General features: G+C 34.3%; 11 protein-coding genes. 3 read left to right on the forward strand and 8 right to left on the reverse strand.

From position 1 onward, the window contains the following. Positions 1–4 precede the first annotated feature (4 nt). The 4 genes from ACO05S_RS15990 to ACO05S_RS16005 form a co-directional block, all read right to left on the reverse strand. Complete coding sequence (locus ACO05S_RS15990; protein WP_421919015.1) at positions 5–694, reverse strand: SH3 domain-containing protein; 690 nt, start codon at positions 692–694, stop codon at positions 5–7. Between the two features lie 918 nt (positions 695–1612). Beyond that, positions 1613–2671, reverse strand: a complete 1059-nt coding sequence (locus ACO05S_RS15995; protein ID WP_421919016.1) for an SIR2 family protein — start codon at positions 2669–2671, stop codon at positions 1613–1615. Between the two features lie 2 nt (positions 2672–2673). Continuing rightward, positions 2674–4560, reverse strand: coding sequence for a Piwi domain-containing protein (locus ACO05S_RS16000; RefSeq protein WP_421919017.1), 1887 nt, complete (start codon positions 4558–4560; stop codon positions 2674–2676). A 1614-nt stretch (positions 4561–6174) separates the two neighbouring features. Beyond that, positions 6175–7449 carry a metallophosphoesterase gene (locus tag ACO05S_RS16005; protein ID WP_421919018.1) on the reverse strand — a complete coding sequence of 425 codons (1275 nt, stop codon included), beginning with the start codon at positions 7447–7449 and terminating at the stop codon, positions 6175–6177. 272 nt (positions 7450–7721) lie between these two features. Here ACO05S_RS16005 and ACO05S_RS16010 point away from each other — a divergent pair, with 272 nt between their 5' ends. Both ACO05S_RS16010 and ACO05S_RS16015 read left to right on the forward strand, forming a co-directional pair. Then, positions 7722–8294, forward strand: a complete 573-nt coding sequence (locus ACO05S_RS16010; protein ID WP_421919019.1) for a nitroreductase family protein — start codon at positions 7722–7724, stop codon at positions 8292–8294. A gap of 338 nt (positions 8295–8632) precedes the next feature. Continuing rightward, positions 8633–9343: an SIMPL domain-containing protein gene (locus ACO05S_RS16015; protein ID WP_421919020.1), complete on the forward strand. Its 711-nt coding sequence runs from the start codon at positions 8633–8635 to the stop codon at positions 9341–9343. Between the two features lie 169 nt (positions 9344–9512). Here ACO05S_RS16015 and ACO05S_RS16020 read toward each other — a convergent pair whose 3' ends face one another. Both ACO05S_RS16020 and ACO05S_RS16025 read right to left on the reverse strand, forming a co-directional pair. Then, positions 9513–10112 (reverse strand): thioredoxin family protein, encoded by a 600-nt coding sequence (locus ACO05S_RS16020; protein ID WP_421919021.1) that lies wholly within the window; start codon positions 10110–10112, stop codon positions 9513–9515. 72 nt (positions 10113–10184) lie between these two features. Then, positions 10185–10670, reverse strand: a complete 486-nt coding sequence (locus ACO05S_RS16025) for a TlpA disulfide reductase family protein (protein ID WP_421919022.1) — start codon at positions 10668–10670, stop codon at positions 10185–10187. A gap of 793 nt (positions 10671–11463) precedes the next feature. On the opposite strand from ACO05S_RS16025, the gene ACO05S_RS16030 reads away from it, so the two are divergent. Further along, a complete protein-coding gene (locus ACO05S_RS16030; protein ID WP_421919023.1) occupies positions 11464–12303 on the forward strand; it encodes a prephenate dehydratase in 840 nt (279 codons plus the stop codon). Between the two features lie 2 nt (positions 12304–12305). Here the strand turns inward: ACO05S_RS16030 and ACO05S_RS16035 are convergent, their stop codons facing one another. Next, positions 12306–12569, reverse strand: a complete 264-nt coding sequence (locus ACO05S_RS16035) for a 4a-hydroxytetrahydrobiopterin dehydratase (protein WP_421919024.1) — start codon at positions 12567–12569, stop codon at positions 12306–12308. A gap of 247 nt (positions 12570–12816) precedes the next feature. After that, positions 12817–13782 (reverse strand): hypothetical protein, encoded by a 966-nt coding sequence (locus ACO05S_RS16040; protein WP_421919025.1) that lies wholly within the window; start codon positions 13780–13782, stop codon positions 12817–12819. Positions 13783–13934: the final 152 nt, after the last annotated feature.

Genomic DNA, 13934 nt, shown 5'->3' on the forward strand with positions numbered 1-13934 from the left:
AACGTTACGGACCAAAGCATAAAAACCTATTCAAGAATTTATTCTCTTTGAAGATCCATGATGCCTCATAGAATCCAGAATAGCTGCCATTCGACATTACTATTATCAATTGACTTTTCCATGTCTTTACTGATACTTTGTCTAAGTTAATATTGTATAGATCTTTAAATGAATTCTTAGGGACTTCAACAATTTGATCATTTATTTTAACTTCAATATCATAGATTCGACACCTTGGATCTCCAACTCCTTGGTCAACTCCTAAAATATTTCCCCCTGATAATTCTACTGCTTCTTCGTATGAGATACCTACTGTTTTAATTTCTATATAAATAGAATCATTTTTGAAAGTTACACTGCTTTTTTTCAATGTATCTATCTGAACTTCATCTGTAATTCTTTCTATTGGCTTTAATCTGCTTCTGTGTATATAACCTGATTTACCCTTGGCATTACGACTTTGGGTGAAACTGCTATTCAAATGAATAGCAATCCATAATGAATCATTATACCAATCATCTCCATTATAATCGAAAATGTCACTTTCTTTTAGCGTACCTACAATACTTGATTTAATGGAAGCTTTTTCTCTAATATTAGTATATCCATCAGCGTCATTTATTACTGCACCAATTATCTGAGCACTTATAATAAAAGGAGTTAATAATATTCCAATTAGTAATAAATATTTCATTCTTCAAAAGTTATTATTGCCAACGTTGAGTATATGGCAAGTAGGCGATTGCGGGCTTCAAACTTATCAAACCAAGATGAAGTTGGAGCGGGCTACAGCCGTTGAATTTACTACCATCACGCCTATTTGCTATATACATTGTGTGTGCCCTGCATGAGCAAGAGCACACTTATTTGTAAGCTCTTGAAAAAGTTTAAATATGCAAATATTTAGTCAAAAGAGCTAACAATAAGTATGTTAATTTTCCAGAGGGTGTAAGTCCCTTATGTGCCGAGGTGACTCTCGGAAGCATTAGTAAGTCACAAGGTGGTTTACCGTGAGGTATGCACTGAAGGAAGCGAGACTACAAAATCCGGTACTGACGAACAGGAACCTGATATGAGGCTATGAGGTTGGATAAGGCAGCACATCATGTCGACGTCCTAACTCTTTTTTAGAGAAACACCAAAGTAGTAGATCAGGCAGGAATTGGAGGAAGGAAAATGCTCTTACCAGGGGAGATCTTGTCAACCACGAGTTGGTTATGACAAGAAGTCAGCAGAAGCCATAGTAGTTACGGGAAATGAGCCACAAATAGAAACTGTGGAGGTCTCACAAAGTAGCGAAGGGCTGAACGTTAGGTTGTCTTAAATTCAATAAGGAAGCTCTCATTTATTTGAGTCTAGCCTTATTCTAAAATCGGGCAAAGGTGTTGTTGGTGTAAAGAGCGATGACACTGATACCTAACGAACCGCCGTATACGAGACCCGTACGTACGGTGGTGTGAGAGGTGTACCAGTGGGCTGTTAGCTCACTGGCCATCTACTCGATTGTGTTTTCGTGCTTTATCCTATCTGTCAACTCGTGTGCTGGAAAGACATGCTCTTTAAGCAAATTTGGTCGTGCGGTCGATATGTGCGTTTGCTTAATGTGCATGGCTTAGAAGGGGGCATCTTCTGAATTAGTTATAAAATCAGATAAGTAGTCTCTATTCATAGTATCGGTTATAAAGCTTTTTGCCCCATTGAGGTACACACTTATTTGGTTATCACTCTTTAAATCAAGTCTTTTCTGGATTAGTTCTATTTCATTTTTCTCAGATTTATTTGAATACCCAACCGCTAAAAGTCGTAAGTCATCTTTCGAATTTAAAGCTTGAGTCAGTATTTTATTTGCATAATCATCTGAAAAACTATAACCAATTGTAACAATTAACTTTGAGTCTTCAAGTGTCGATTTTCTTAGCTCAGAAGTATAAAAAAAGTAAGGGTCAATTGAATCTAACTTATTCTGAATTCCAAATATCAATTCTGGATTATCTTCGGGTTCATCACTTTGAAAGAGTTTATTAGGTTCATCTGGTTTGGTATACCAGTCAATTGAACCATGCAATTTGTATAAGAAAAAATGTTTTTCCATACTGTCCTCAAAATTGCTATAGTGCCATTCTCTTGAAGTTCTATTAAACCCTGTTTCAACTTGTAGTTCTTTACCAACCACTCTTTCAAAGCATAAATCATAATTGAATGTAAATACTTTTACTGCATTACCAATCTCTCTTGATAGTGTGATAAAACCATTGTAATAACTGGCATCATTTTCATAGTTTTTAACACGAACCCAACTATTCAATTTCTTACGAATCAGTTTCTTAAAATCTGTGATTTTTTTGAAGTCACTACCTGCCAAGTCTATTAACCTAATATTCCAAGAGCCAATAAACGGGTAAACAATATTCCTATCGCGTTTTTCAATTTCAGAGATTACAACTAATAATTTCTCAACATTAAATGGTTCTCCAAATTTTCCAAAAATTCCTTCTGAATAATGAATCGAACTTTTGAGGTAGTAATACAACTCCTTATAGGGTTGCCATTCAGAATCTTCTATTATCAGTTTTTCAATTTCTCCAACCATTTGATTAGATATTGGAATCTTAGCTTCTAAGCTGGCTCCAGCACCTAATAAAAACATTATTTGTTCGCCTTTTATTTCCATATCTATAAGAACCAAGGTTTATCATTAGTAACAGACATTTGCTCAACATCAACAATATCCCCAAACTCAGAAATGTATTCAGTTATAATTTTTGAATAATATATTGAGATAGGAACTGATTTAGCATTAAATCCTCTCCAATTTGCACCTGAAAGATTAATAATGTCTTGCAGATAAGATTTATAATCTTCCACATTTGTACCAATATTAAGAAACTCTAAATGCACAGGATTTGACAGACGCTTATCCACAATCTCTTTACCATAATTTAATCCCTCAAACCAAACTAAAAACTGGTTACTTGCTAATTGAATATAACTACTTTCATAAGGGACTAAAGTGTTGTGATTACTAAATCCAAAAAACCTATTGTCAACATTAATCTTAACAACTGTAAAATCAAGATTAGACACTTCACTAATAGCTTGCTCTAATGCTTTTATTTCTGACCGTTTTATTTTAAATGGTAGGTGTAAAACGCAACTTTTATAATTCGAGAAATCATCATTTGATAATAACTGAACTAAGCCATTTTGTAGACTCTGCAAGTAATTTGTTTCATCTTCGTCTTCAGCAAGTACTTCAAGTTTCTTATAAAGACCCGATGAATCAAGACAAATTGAGTAAGCAAAGAATCTCTGTATTTTACCTGTTTCTTTATCTTTCTTATGAGAAGAACCAATCCCAAGTATTAGACAGTCAGTATTCGAAGGTTTAACTATCCAAGGTTTACCACCTAGCTTAGAGAAAACTTGTAATCCTATGTTGGAGGTTGACCATTTTAGAGTATTTCGAGCACTTAATTTTTGATAATTTAAGACTTGTAAAGGAATATCCTTCTTTAAGAATTGATACTTTAAAAAGTAATACGGCTCTGAATTACCTTCTTCCTCTGAATAATCCTCAATAAATACGGCAATTGTTTTTTTATCTTTTGAAAACTCAACAACCTTATCAACTGCTTTCAAAAGTTCTGGATTTGAATAATCTGATATTGAAACCCTTTTCACTTTTGTTTTATCAAGCTTTATCTTAAACATGGCCTCCATACCTGGAAATGTACCAGGATTTGCTTTTCCAATCAAGCTAAGAAAAATATCATTTGCGAAAGTTTTGAACCTATCTTCAAATATGAAAACAAACTGAACATCGTCCGACACAATATTTAAAGGGCCATAATTTTTTATTCCTAAAAATTGCGAACTTGAAGTCCTATTCTTAGAAAATATATATTGTTTCTTGTCTAAATGATTGCAAGAAACAGACATTAATTCATCGCTAAGGTTAATTACCGAATCTGATATATTAAAGGATTTAATGGATTGAAAATTACTTTTTAGAAAACTTTGAAAAAGTCTATGCTTATCCAAATAGTAGTTTTTATTACTTCTATATTTTTCATCCAAGCTTAAACTGAAACGTTGTACTTCCTTATTAAATGGTGTATTTTCAGCTTTGCGAAATTTGAAATCAATCAAAAAACCATGCTTATCTTCTTGCCGTAGATAGTATGGAGATAAAATCACTAATTGTTTTCCTTCATTAAATTCATTTACAGTAAACTGAATTTCGTTTATTTTATATCGTTGATAAAAAGAGTATTCAATAGTTAAGTTTGAATTTGTTACAGATTTCTTTAACGATTCAAACAAGTACCATTTTGTTAAATCAATATTATGGTTTGGGTGGCAAGAAAAACTCTCAAATCCATCTTCTTTATCAATAGACACATAATAGTTCTTTCTTTCTGTTGCCTCAGAATCAGGGAACAATCTATACCATTTTAATCCAGAGTTTTTCTCTATTGCTCCTTCAATCTCCTTCCTGTAGATATTGAATTCAAACTCTTGGTCAATAATTGGTAAAAAATTTAATTTAATGTTACTCATATCATATCAATTTCCACTGTGGGCTTGTTAAATTTGGCTCTTTTGCAAGCTGAAGCATCAGCTTTGTGTGTTGGGGCTTGCAAATGTGCCAAATGTGCGTTGGCTTTAGTTGTACGGTCTCTCTTTGCATGAAACACAACTATTAATTTGTGCACTGGTGCACTTATTTTTCTTATCTCAGAGTAAAAAGGTGCACAATACACGCCATATTGGTATGTATTGTGCACTTATTTTTGATTCACGATTCCAAATCTAAGAATTATAATCAATATTATCACGATTCAACAGGCAACAATTCGCATTGGGTTTGTTGAATATGGATCAATGCCATTTTGATGCATCAAAATAAACATATCATACCTTTAGGTCTGGATGATTTACAACCGTATGGCAATTGAAAACAGAACAAAAAAGCATTGTCGGAGAAAATGACTGTAGAAATTCTCTAGGCACATTGTTCAAAAGACAAGGCCCTATGAAATTCCCTAGGGGCGTTGTTCAAAAGACAATGCCCTATGAAATTCTCTAGGAGCATTGTTCAAGTGACAATGCCCTATGAAATTCCCTAGGAGCGTTGTTCAAAAGACAATGCCCTATGAAATTCTTTAGGCACATTGTTCAAAAGACAATGCCCTATGAAATTCTTTAGGCGCATTGTTCAAAAGACAATGCCCTATGAAATTCTTTAGGCGCATTGTTCAAAAGACAATGCCTTATGAAATTCCCTAGGGTCATTGTTCAAAAGACAACGCCCTATGAAATTCTCTAGGGGCATTGTTCAAAAGACAATGCCCTATGAAATTCCCTAGGGGCGTTGTTCAAAAGGCAACCGCCCTATGAAATTCTCTAGGAGCATTGTTCAAAAGACAACCGCCCTATGAAATTCTCTAGGGGCATTGTTCAAAAGACAATGCCCTATGAAATTCTCTAGGAGCGTTGTTCAAAAGACAATGCCTTATGAAATTCCCAAGGACCATTGTTCGAAAGGAAAAAGGGCTTTTAAAACTTTTAGGGCTTTGACTTTTGAGAAAAACGGTTTTTGAATTTAAAAAAGCGGATTGTCACTTAAACAATGTCTGTATGAATTTTAAAATGGCCATTGTCACTTGAACAATGGCCATTTTGAATTTAATTTTGGCATTGTCAGTCGATCAAAGTGCGTTTTTAAATTCAAAAACCTTTTTTCCTTTCGATCAATGCTCCTAGAGAATTTTAATATGCCATTGTCAATCGATCAAGGCAGTTAATAAATTTCTTAGACAGCTTGGTTTCTAAAACAGACAAGCTTTGAGTCCTTGTTGTATTCCTTAGTGGTAAATTATTGATACCCTCAACTTAAAGTGAGAGCATCAAGAAAGGAATCATTAGCAAACAAGCTTTGTGTTCCTTGGTGGGTTTCTTCCTTATTCCTTAGTGGTAAACTATTGATACCCTCAACTTAGAGTGAGAGCATCAAAAACAAATGAATCATTAGCAAAAAACCTTTGTGAGCCTTGTTGAGTTCCTTCCTTATTCCTGAGCGGTAAATTATTGATACCTTCAACTTAAAGTGAGAGCATCAAAATATTTTATTATCCTGGGGATTACATTTTCATGCTTTGAGACGAATTTCTCCTAAGCCAATTCAACTACTGTAATCTCCGGTGGCATTCCAATTCTTCCTGGAAAACCGATGTAACCAAATCCACGGTTTACATACAAGTATTGATCTGCTTCGCGATACAATCCGCCCCAGCGAGGGTATTTGTATTGTACCGGACTCCATTTAATTCCTACAGCTTCAATTTCAATTCCAAACTGCATACCGTGTGTGTGTCCTGCAAAAGTGAGGTCGATATTGGTCGTTTTAATTACCTCTTCGTCCCAATGCGAAGGGTCGTGGCTCAATAATATTTTAAAGGGTAGGTTTTCGCTATTTTGGGTTGCTTTTTTTAAATCGCCATGCTGTGGGAAAGGGGGTTTACCCCAATTTTCAACTCCTATCAAGGCAATTTCTTCGCCCATAATGGTAATGGTTTCGGTTTCGTTCAACAACAAACGAAATCCCATTTCTTTATGAAAATGCTTAATTGCAGCAAGGTTTTTTGCTTTATCTTCTTCTGATCGCCAGTAGGAATAGTCGCCGTAATCGTGATTTCCGAGAATGGAGTATTTTCCAATTTTAGCTTTCATTTTAGATAAAACAGGAGCCCATCCATCGGTTTCCTCGGCAAAGTTGTTTACCAAATCACCGGTAAATACGATTAAATCGGGTTCTTGTTCGTTAATCAATTCAACGGCTTTTTTAATTTTATCGAAGTTTTTGTTAAAACTCCCCAGGTGCATATCCGATATCTGAACAATTTTTAATCCCTTAAATGCTTTCGGAAGATTATCGAAGCTGATACTTTCGCGCATTACTCTGTAGTTAAATTTTCCTTTGGTTACACCGTAAAGGATAGATGCAAATGGGATGGCAGCCAATATCAATCCCATTTGATATAAAAACTCAGATCTCTCCATCTTTTTCTTCGAATTAAATTGTGGTACACTTTTATTCCTTCTCTTGCTAAACCATTTAATGGTTCTCCTAATCGCCCCTTGTATATCCTTTATTATGACGAAAAATATGAATACAAATTTTGGAAAATAAAATAAGGCAAAGCCAGCTACCAAATAGCCGCTGTAAATGTATGCATCGGCTTCTTGCACATGTTTAATTCCAAACATGAAAGTGGTAAATGCTGCGAAAATAAAAATCGAAATGCCCCAAAATACAATCCTAAGTGATTGTTGTGCAAGAGGGTACTTAATTCTTGCAATCAGAGGTTTTATGCCTCGATAGGTGTAAATGTCTACCAACAACATAAATAATAATAGAGGTATTAACAGATAAACGCTTGCTCTCATTCGTTTAAATAAAGTTTTTTAAAATGATGTTTTTCAGTCTCTACCAAAACATTTATCAATTAGCAATTGTTTTGTTTTTTACGATAGAATTTGAAATGGTTTTATGGCATCAGGTTCTTAGGCTTGTGCTTTTAAAATCAGCCTCAAATATATGCAATTTAATACTAGTAAGTCCTTAATAATTGTTAAAAAAGACTTATATTCAAAATTCGGTTGAGTGCTTGTTTGTTACTCTTTTACATTGTCACTTTTTCACTTTTAAATTATTGTTTATGTCACAACACATTCACGAATTAATCGATAAAAGATGGAGTCCGCGATCTTTCGCAAATAAGGCGATAGAGATGGATAAGCTTGAAAAGTTGTTTACGGCAGCTTCGTATGCGGCATCGTGTTACAACGAACAACCATGGCGATTTGTTTATGCCACAAATGAATATCCCGAAGGGTATAAGCAACTGTTTTCCTGTTTGGGAGAGTTTAACCAGATGTGGGTAAAAACTGCGCCTGTAATTATTTTAACCCTTGTTGCCAAAAATTTTGCCCGCAATCAAAATCCCAATGCTCATGCTCAGCACGATTTGGGTTTGGCAATTGGAAACATGTCGGTACAGGCCATGAGCATGGATTTGTATTTGCATCAAATGGCAGGGTTTTCGGTAGAAAAAGCAATAGAGGTTTTTAATATTCCTGATGATTTTGAACCGGTTACGATGATAGCTGTTGGCTATTTGGGTGATCCGAGCCAGTTACCGGATAGTATAAGGGAAATGGAATCGCCCAAGCGTGATAGAAAAAATTTAGACCAATTGTTGTTTGATGGCGATTGGGAGAAATTAAAATAAGGCAAATAAAAAAGGCTCTCATGATGGGAGCCCTTTTTATTGATAATTTATGTGATAACTTGTATCCTTTTAATTCAATCGTGAATTTGAATTAATAAGGGCGCAATATAATAAAAAAAGACTACAGTGTCTTTTTATTGTGATAGATTTTAATTGTTATCGCGATTAAATCATGAAACGGGCATGATTCAGTACACAGGATAATGATTATTCTGATCTTGCTGCTTTCATCTTACAAATGGACAAAATGATAAAGAGGTGAAATAAGTGTTCATGCAAATGCTGTTATCATCTCTATTCGAGGATATAAAAACAACAAATCAAAAAAATATAAACAGATGAAAAATGTAATTCTATTGGTAGTTATACTAAGTGTTGGTATGGGATTATATGCCCAAACCAATCATCCTACTTTAATTGTTAAAGGGGAGAGCAAGCTATTTCAACAGCCGGATATTGTAGAAATATCTGTAAATATAAGTACCAAGACAAGTGAATATGAGACTTGTTTGTCCAAAAATTTATCGGATGTTGATCGATTAAAAAAATCGCTACAATTGGCAAAGATCAAGAGCTTGCAGATATTTGACACGGGTCAGAGAATTAATGAGGATAGAGTTTACTCATCGGGCAGGCAAGTGGCTGATGGTTACCGTGCCAATTATGGTATTAAACTAAAGTTGGAAGCCAAACCTAAAATCATTCATTCTTGTTTAGAGGTTTTAAAATCATCCGATATTGAGTTGAACTACAATGCTAATTATGGATTAAGTCCTGAATTGATAAAGGCGACTGAAGCCAAGCTGATATTAATGGCTGTTAAGGATGCCAAAATCAAAGCTAAGGTGTTGGCAGAATCGGCAGAGGTTCAGATTAAAAGCATTCAGAATATCAATTACGGAGCGGCAAAAAGCCTATTTGGAGCCAAGCAATACATGAGCGAAATGAGAATGGATAAGGCTGGGTATTCGGGATCACAATCGTTCACCAATCCAGACCCTATTGTGTTAACTGATCATGTTGAGATTATTTACACATTGGCTGAGTAATGCCAATATAAGTGTTGTTAGAAGGAGGGCACTCGACTGGCAACTTCCACTTAAGATAAGAGATTAAAAAGGCACTTAAACTGAAAGGGGCATACATCGAAACTTTTTCTTTGGATGGTATAAAACAAGGGCTGTTATTTTTAACAGCCCTTTATTTATAATTATTGTGTTAGCTTTTTGATTTGATCGAGCATCCAATTGCTTTTGTATTGGTAAGCTCAGGTTTTTTGCCCTTTAGCAGGGAATTGATTGCATTTTCAACATATTTATCATTTGCTTTCGAAGCGTCTTTGTAATTGTTATCGATGGCACCAATGTATTCTACAGTAAGATTACTCCCATTTTTGCTTAGGATGTAAACATGAGGAGTTTTAGTTGCTCCATAATGCTTGTAAACTTCTTGTTTGGCATCGAATAAATAGGGGAAAGTAAAGCCTTTTTCTTTGGCTCTTTTTTGCATTCCTTCAAACGAGTCACCAGGAACAATTGCAGGATCATTAGGATTAATGGCAATTACAGGAAAACCTTTCTTCTTGTATTTTTTATCGATATCAATCATTCTATCCTCGTAAGCCACTGCATACGGACAATGATTGCATGTAAAAATTACCACAAAGCCTTTAGCATCCTTATAATCTGCCAGTGAAATGTGTTTGCCATCGATATTTTTTAGTTTAAAATCTTTGGCCGAATCGCCTACTTTGTATCCTTTAGCTTGTATCGCTATGGCTGATATAAGCAAAACGCTAAGTAATATTACTTTTTTCATTTTTATAAAAATTAGTTAATATTTAAAAACTTGAGTAGCATTTAATTTTCCGAGTATGCGTAAAGAATTCATCTATTTTTTATTGATGTGATCAATCGTCTTTGCCAGTTCATAATAGGTTACTTTTCCGGCAAAGAATTTTCGTTTGTCTTTTTTATATACAACAGTGGCTGGCAATGCTCCATCCCACTTGTTATCTACTTTGCTGATCCATGCGTTTGAATCGGGATCATCAAGTATTAGCACTTCGGCATTAATCTTCTTATTCTTGAGAAAAGCTGTGAGACGATCCTCTACTTTCGAACCAAAATCTAAACTTACCAGTAGGATTTTAACTTTTTTGTTCTGATATGATTTTCTGATGTGTTCAAATTCCGGCAGCTCTTCTACACACGGTTTGCACCACATGGCCCAAAAATTCATCACATAAGTGGTGTCGTTCTGAATGTGCAGTCTGGGCTCCAGCTCTTCGAAATCTACTGTTTTAATTTTTTGAGCTATGCTTTTAAAACCAATGGCAAGTAGCACAACAAACAAGCAAAGTATCTTTTTATTCATTGTTAATATACAAATAAGACTTACAAGTATTAAATATAAGGTTAATCGTTGAAAATGAATAGTCTAACTTGTTATTGAATTGTTAAAAGTGGGATGATTAAAGACTTTCAGGTTTTGATTTACAAGCTTCAAAAATTTTATTTCGATCTGTTTGTCAGTTCCTTTAATTTTCGGATGTAAGCTGTAAGATCAAAATAATTATTAGCCTCTGTGTTTAATATTTTACGTCGAACTCACGTTATTTATTTTATCATGCCCGTTTCTTAATTTGTTAAAGTGAGGTTTATAAAATTATTTTTATACATTTGTGATGCAAGAGTAAAACACAAATAATGAACAGATCTCATACAAACCGATTTTTTTTCTTTTTTAGCATGTAATGCTAAAAAGGTTTTGTGTGATAAAAATATTAACTGAGCCTTTTTTATAAGGCTCTTTTTTTTGTGATACGATGAGAACCATATTTTTCTTTAGCTTCTTTTTTAGCTTTTTCTTTTTTGGAGACGAGAAGGACGGGACTCTTATGGTTTAAATACAAAATATTAGAAATGAGAGTCCTGATTATTCAGGACTTTTTTTTGAATGAAATTTAATAAACCTGAGTTCGATTAGAACTATTGGCTATAGAAATTCAGATTTAAAAGAATTTAACTGCTTTTGGCATAAATTTCCTCAAATCCCCTTGCAATATCCCGATATTCCTTCGGTAATTTGAGAAAATTCCTACTCAAAATCGGTGCAAACTGTGGCAATATTGTGAATCGCACTCATGCGAATCAAAACCAAAATAAAAATGGACAAAAGAAGAATCGTTATTCAAGGTGTAGAAGGTTGTTTTCATCATATAGCTGCTAATGCTTATTATGGTGAAGATGTTGAAATTATCCCTGCTGAAAATTTTGCCAAATTAATTGATTTAATAAATGATGAGAAAGTTTGTGATGCTGGTATCATGGCGATTGAAAACTCGATTGCAGGAAGTATTTTGCAGAACTATGGTTTACTGCAAGACTCGGGTCTTGTTGTTGAGGGAGAAATCTTTCTAAGAGTAAAGCAGAATTTAATGGCTTTGCCGGGTCAACAAATCGAAGATTTGAAAGAGGTACACTCACATCCAATGGCAATAAATCAGTGTCGAGCCTTTTTCAGGAAATATCCGCACATACGATTGGTAGAAACTGAAGATACCGCAATTAGTGCTAGAAATATCCGCGATAACGAACTGATTGGAATCGGCGCTATAGCAGGTGATTTGCCTGCACAGCTATATCATCTTGAAATATTGGCCGAAGCAATTGAAAGTATTAAGAATAACCAAACCAGATTTTTCTTGCTAAAGCGAATGAAAGATGTTGGACCCAATGGAGGTTTTACAAAAGCATCTCTTTATTTTAGCACCAATCACGAACCAGGCAGCTTATCTTATATTCTGGAATGTTTTGCACAAGAGGATATTAACCTATCTAAAATTCAATCGCATCCTATTCCTGGAGAAAATTGGCAATATTTCTTTCATGTTGATTTGGAGTTTGGGGCTCCAATTCAATTTAAGAAAGCAATGACTAAAATTTCTGAGAAAGTTAGAGGAATGAAGGTTTTGGGAACTTACAACAAGGGAATCGAGATAAGATAAACTTAGCTTAGTGCCTCAAATATTTTATCGATTTTCTTAGCTAGAGAAATATCCTTTTCGGTGATCCTTCTCATGGAATGAGTCGTTAATATCACTCTGACATTTTTGTATTTATACAGTTTAATGTCAGGGTGGTGATCAACATTTTCAGCATCAACAGCAATTAGGTTAATAAAATGTACTGCCTGTTTAAATCCCTTTAAAACGTAGTTTTTTACCAGCTTACTATCGATTTCACTCCAGCCTTGTTCTAATAAAATATTCATGACGATTACTTTTTAAATATAAAGTTAAGGAAACAAAACTGTAAAGTAAATAACGTGAGTTCGACGTAAAATTTTATCCCAAAGCCTTAAAGTACTTGGTTTGCTTTCGTGCAAATGCTTAAAAATATCCTTGTATTTCTTTATAAACTGGTAAAACTTTGGCAGGAAACTACTATTGCTTCTAAAAAAGTAAAGGACAGCAAAAAACTGTCCTAAACCACTAACAAAACTAACTAAAAATATAAATTCATAATGTAATTTCCCGATCTAACTCTTCTCCCATAATTTTTGCTCCGTTGTACAATACAGATCTCTCTTCGGCTTCCATAAAAACATCAAAAGGTAGAGAAATATTGTATGCCGATTGAATAAGAATGGAGATATCATCTTTCGATCCCAATTGATTTCTCCAGTTAAAATCTGTATCGTCTAATAGATATGCATAAACAGGGCCTGAGTAATAAGCAAAACAATCTACAAAAGATGTATTACCCCACATGCAATCAAGTTTGCCAAGCAAATAGTTTTTAAAATCTGTTGGAGTTCGGGATATTTTATTCGCAGTATATTCTGCCATTCCTTCGTGAATTTCAAATCTGTTTTCACAAGCGTCGCAATCTGAGAATAATGCTCTCCGGTATTTTCTAAAGCATATTGCATCAATAATTGCTTGTTTTCTATCTTCACCTTCATTTTGCAAAGCAAATTCCAAAGCCTTCCATTCTAATTTTAACCAAAGACGCGCTTCCATTTCTTCCATGTGGTTATTGTTATATGGCAAGGGTTTCAAGTCTATTTTAGGTTGTAAACAGTGAAAAGCTTCATGTAATATTATGCATTGTTGTTCTGTTTTATTTTTTGGAAGCGGAAGAGGTATAACGGCCCAAATTCTCTTATCTATTTTTTGAGGTCCTTTTTCAACTTTAATAAAATCAGGAAGAGAACCAACATAAATTTGATTCATTTCTTCAAGTTTTAATTTAGAACTGTTTTTGTTGGAATAAACTAAACCATTCTCTTCATCAACAAAAAGGATAGGAACATTTAAGTTATGACCCCATAAGAGCCCATTATCTTTCGAACATAGTTTTTTAGTCTCGTCAAAAACAACTTTAATATCATTGGAAGAATAAAGTTGATTTGTACCAAATGAATGAGCGCTACTCATAATCAACACTACAAATCCAATTAATATACTTTTTGTGGTATTCATACAAAGTTTGATTAATAGTTCAGTGTTTGCATATCAGTTATTGTGCCAGTGTTGTTAGTAATTTAAAAAAGAATGAATTAAGCTTGACTCTTGATTTTGGTTAGAGTAGTGTTATTGTTTCGTGGCGTACACCAAGTGTTCGTTGGTGCACA

It is taken from the genome of Marinifilum sp. (assembly GCF_965230805.1).
GTDB lineage: Bacteria > Bacteroidota > Bacteroidia > Bacteroidales > Marinifilaceae > Marinifilum.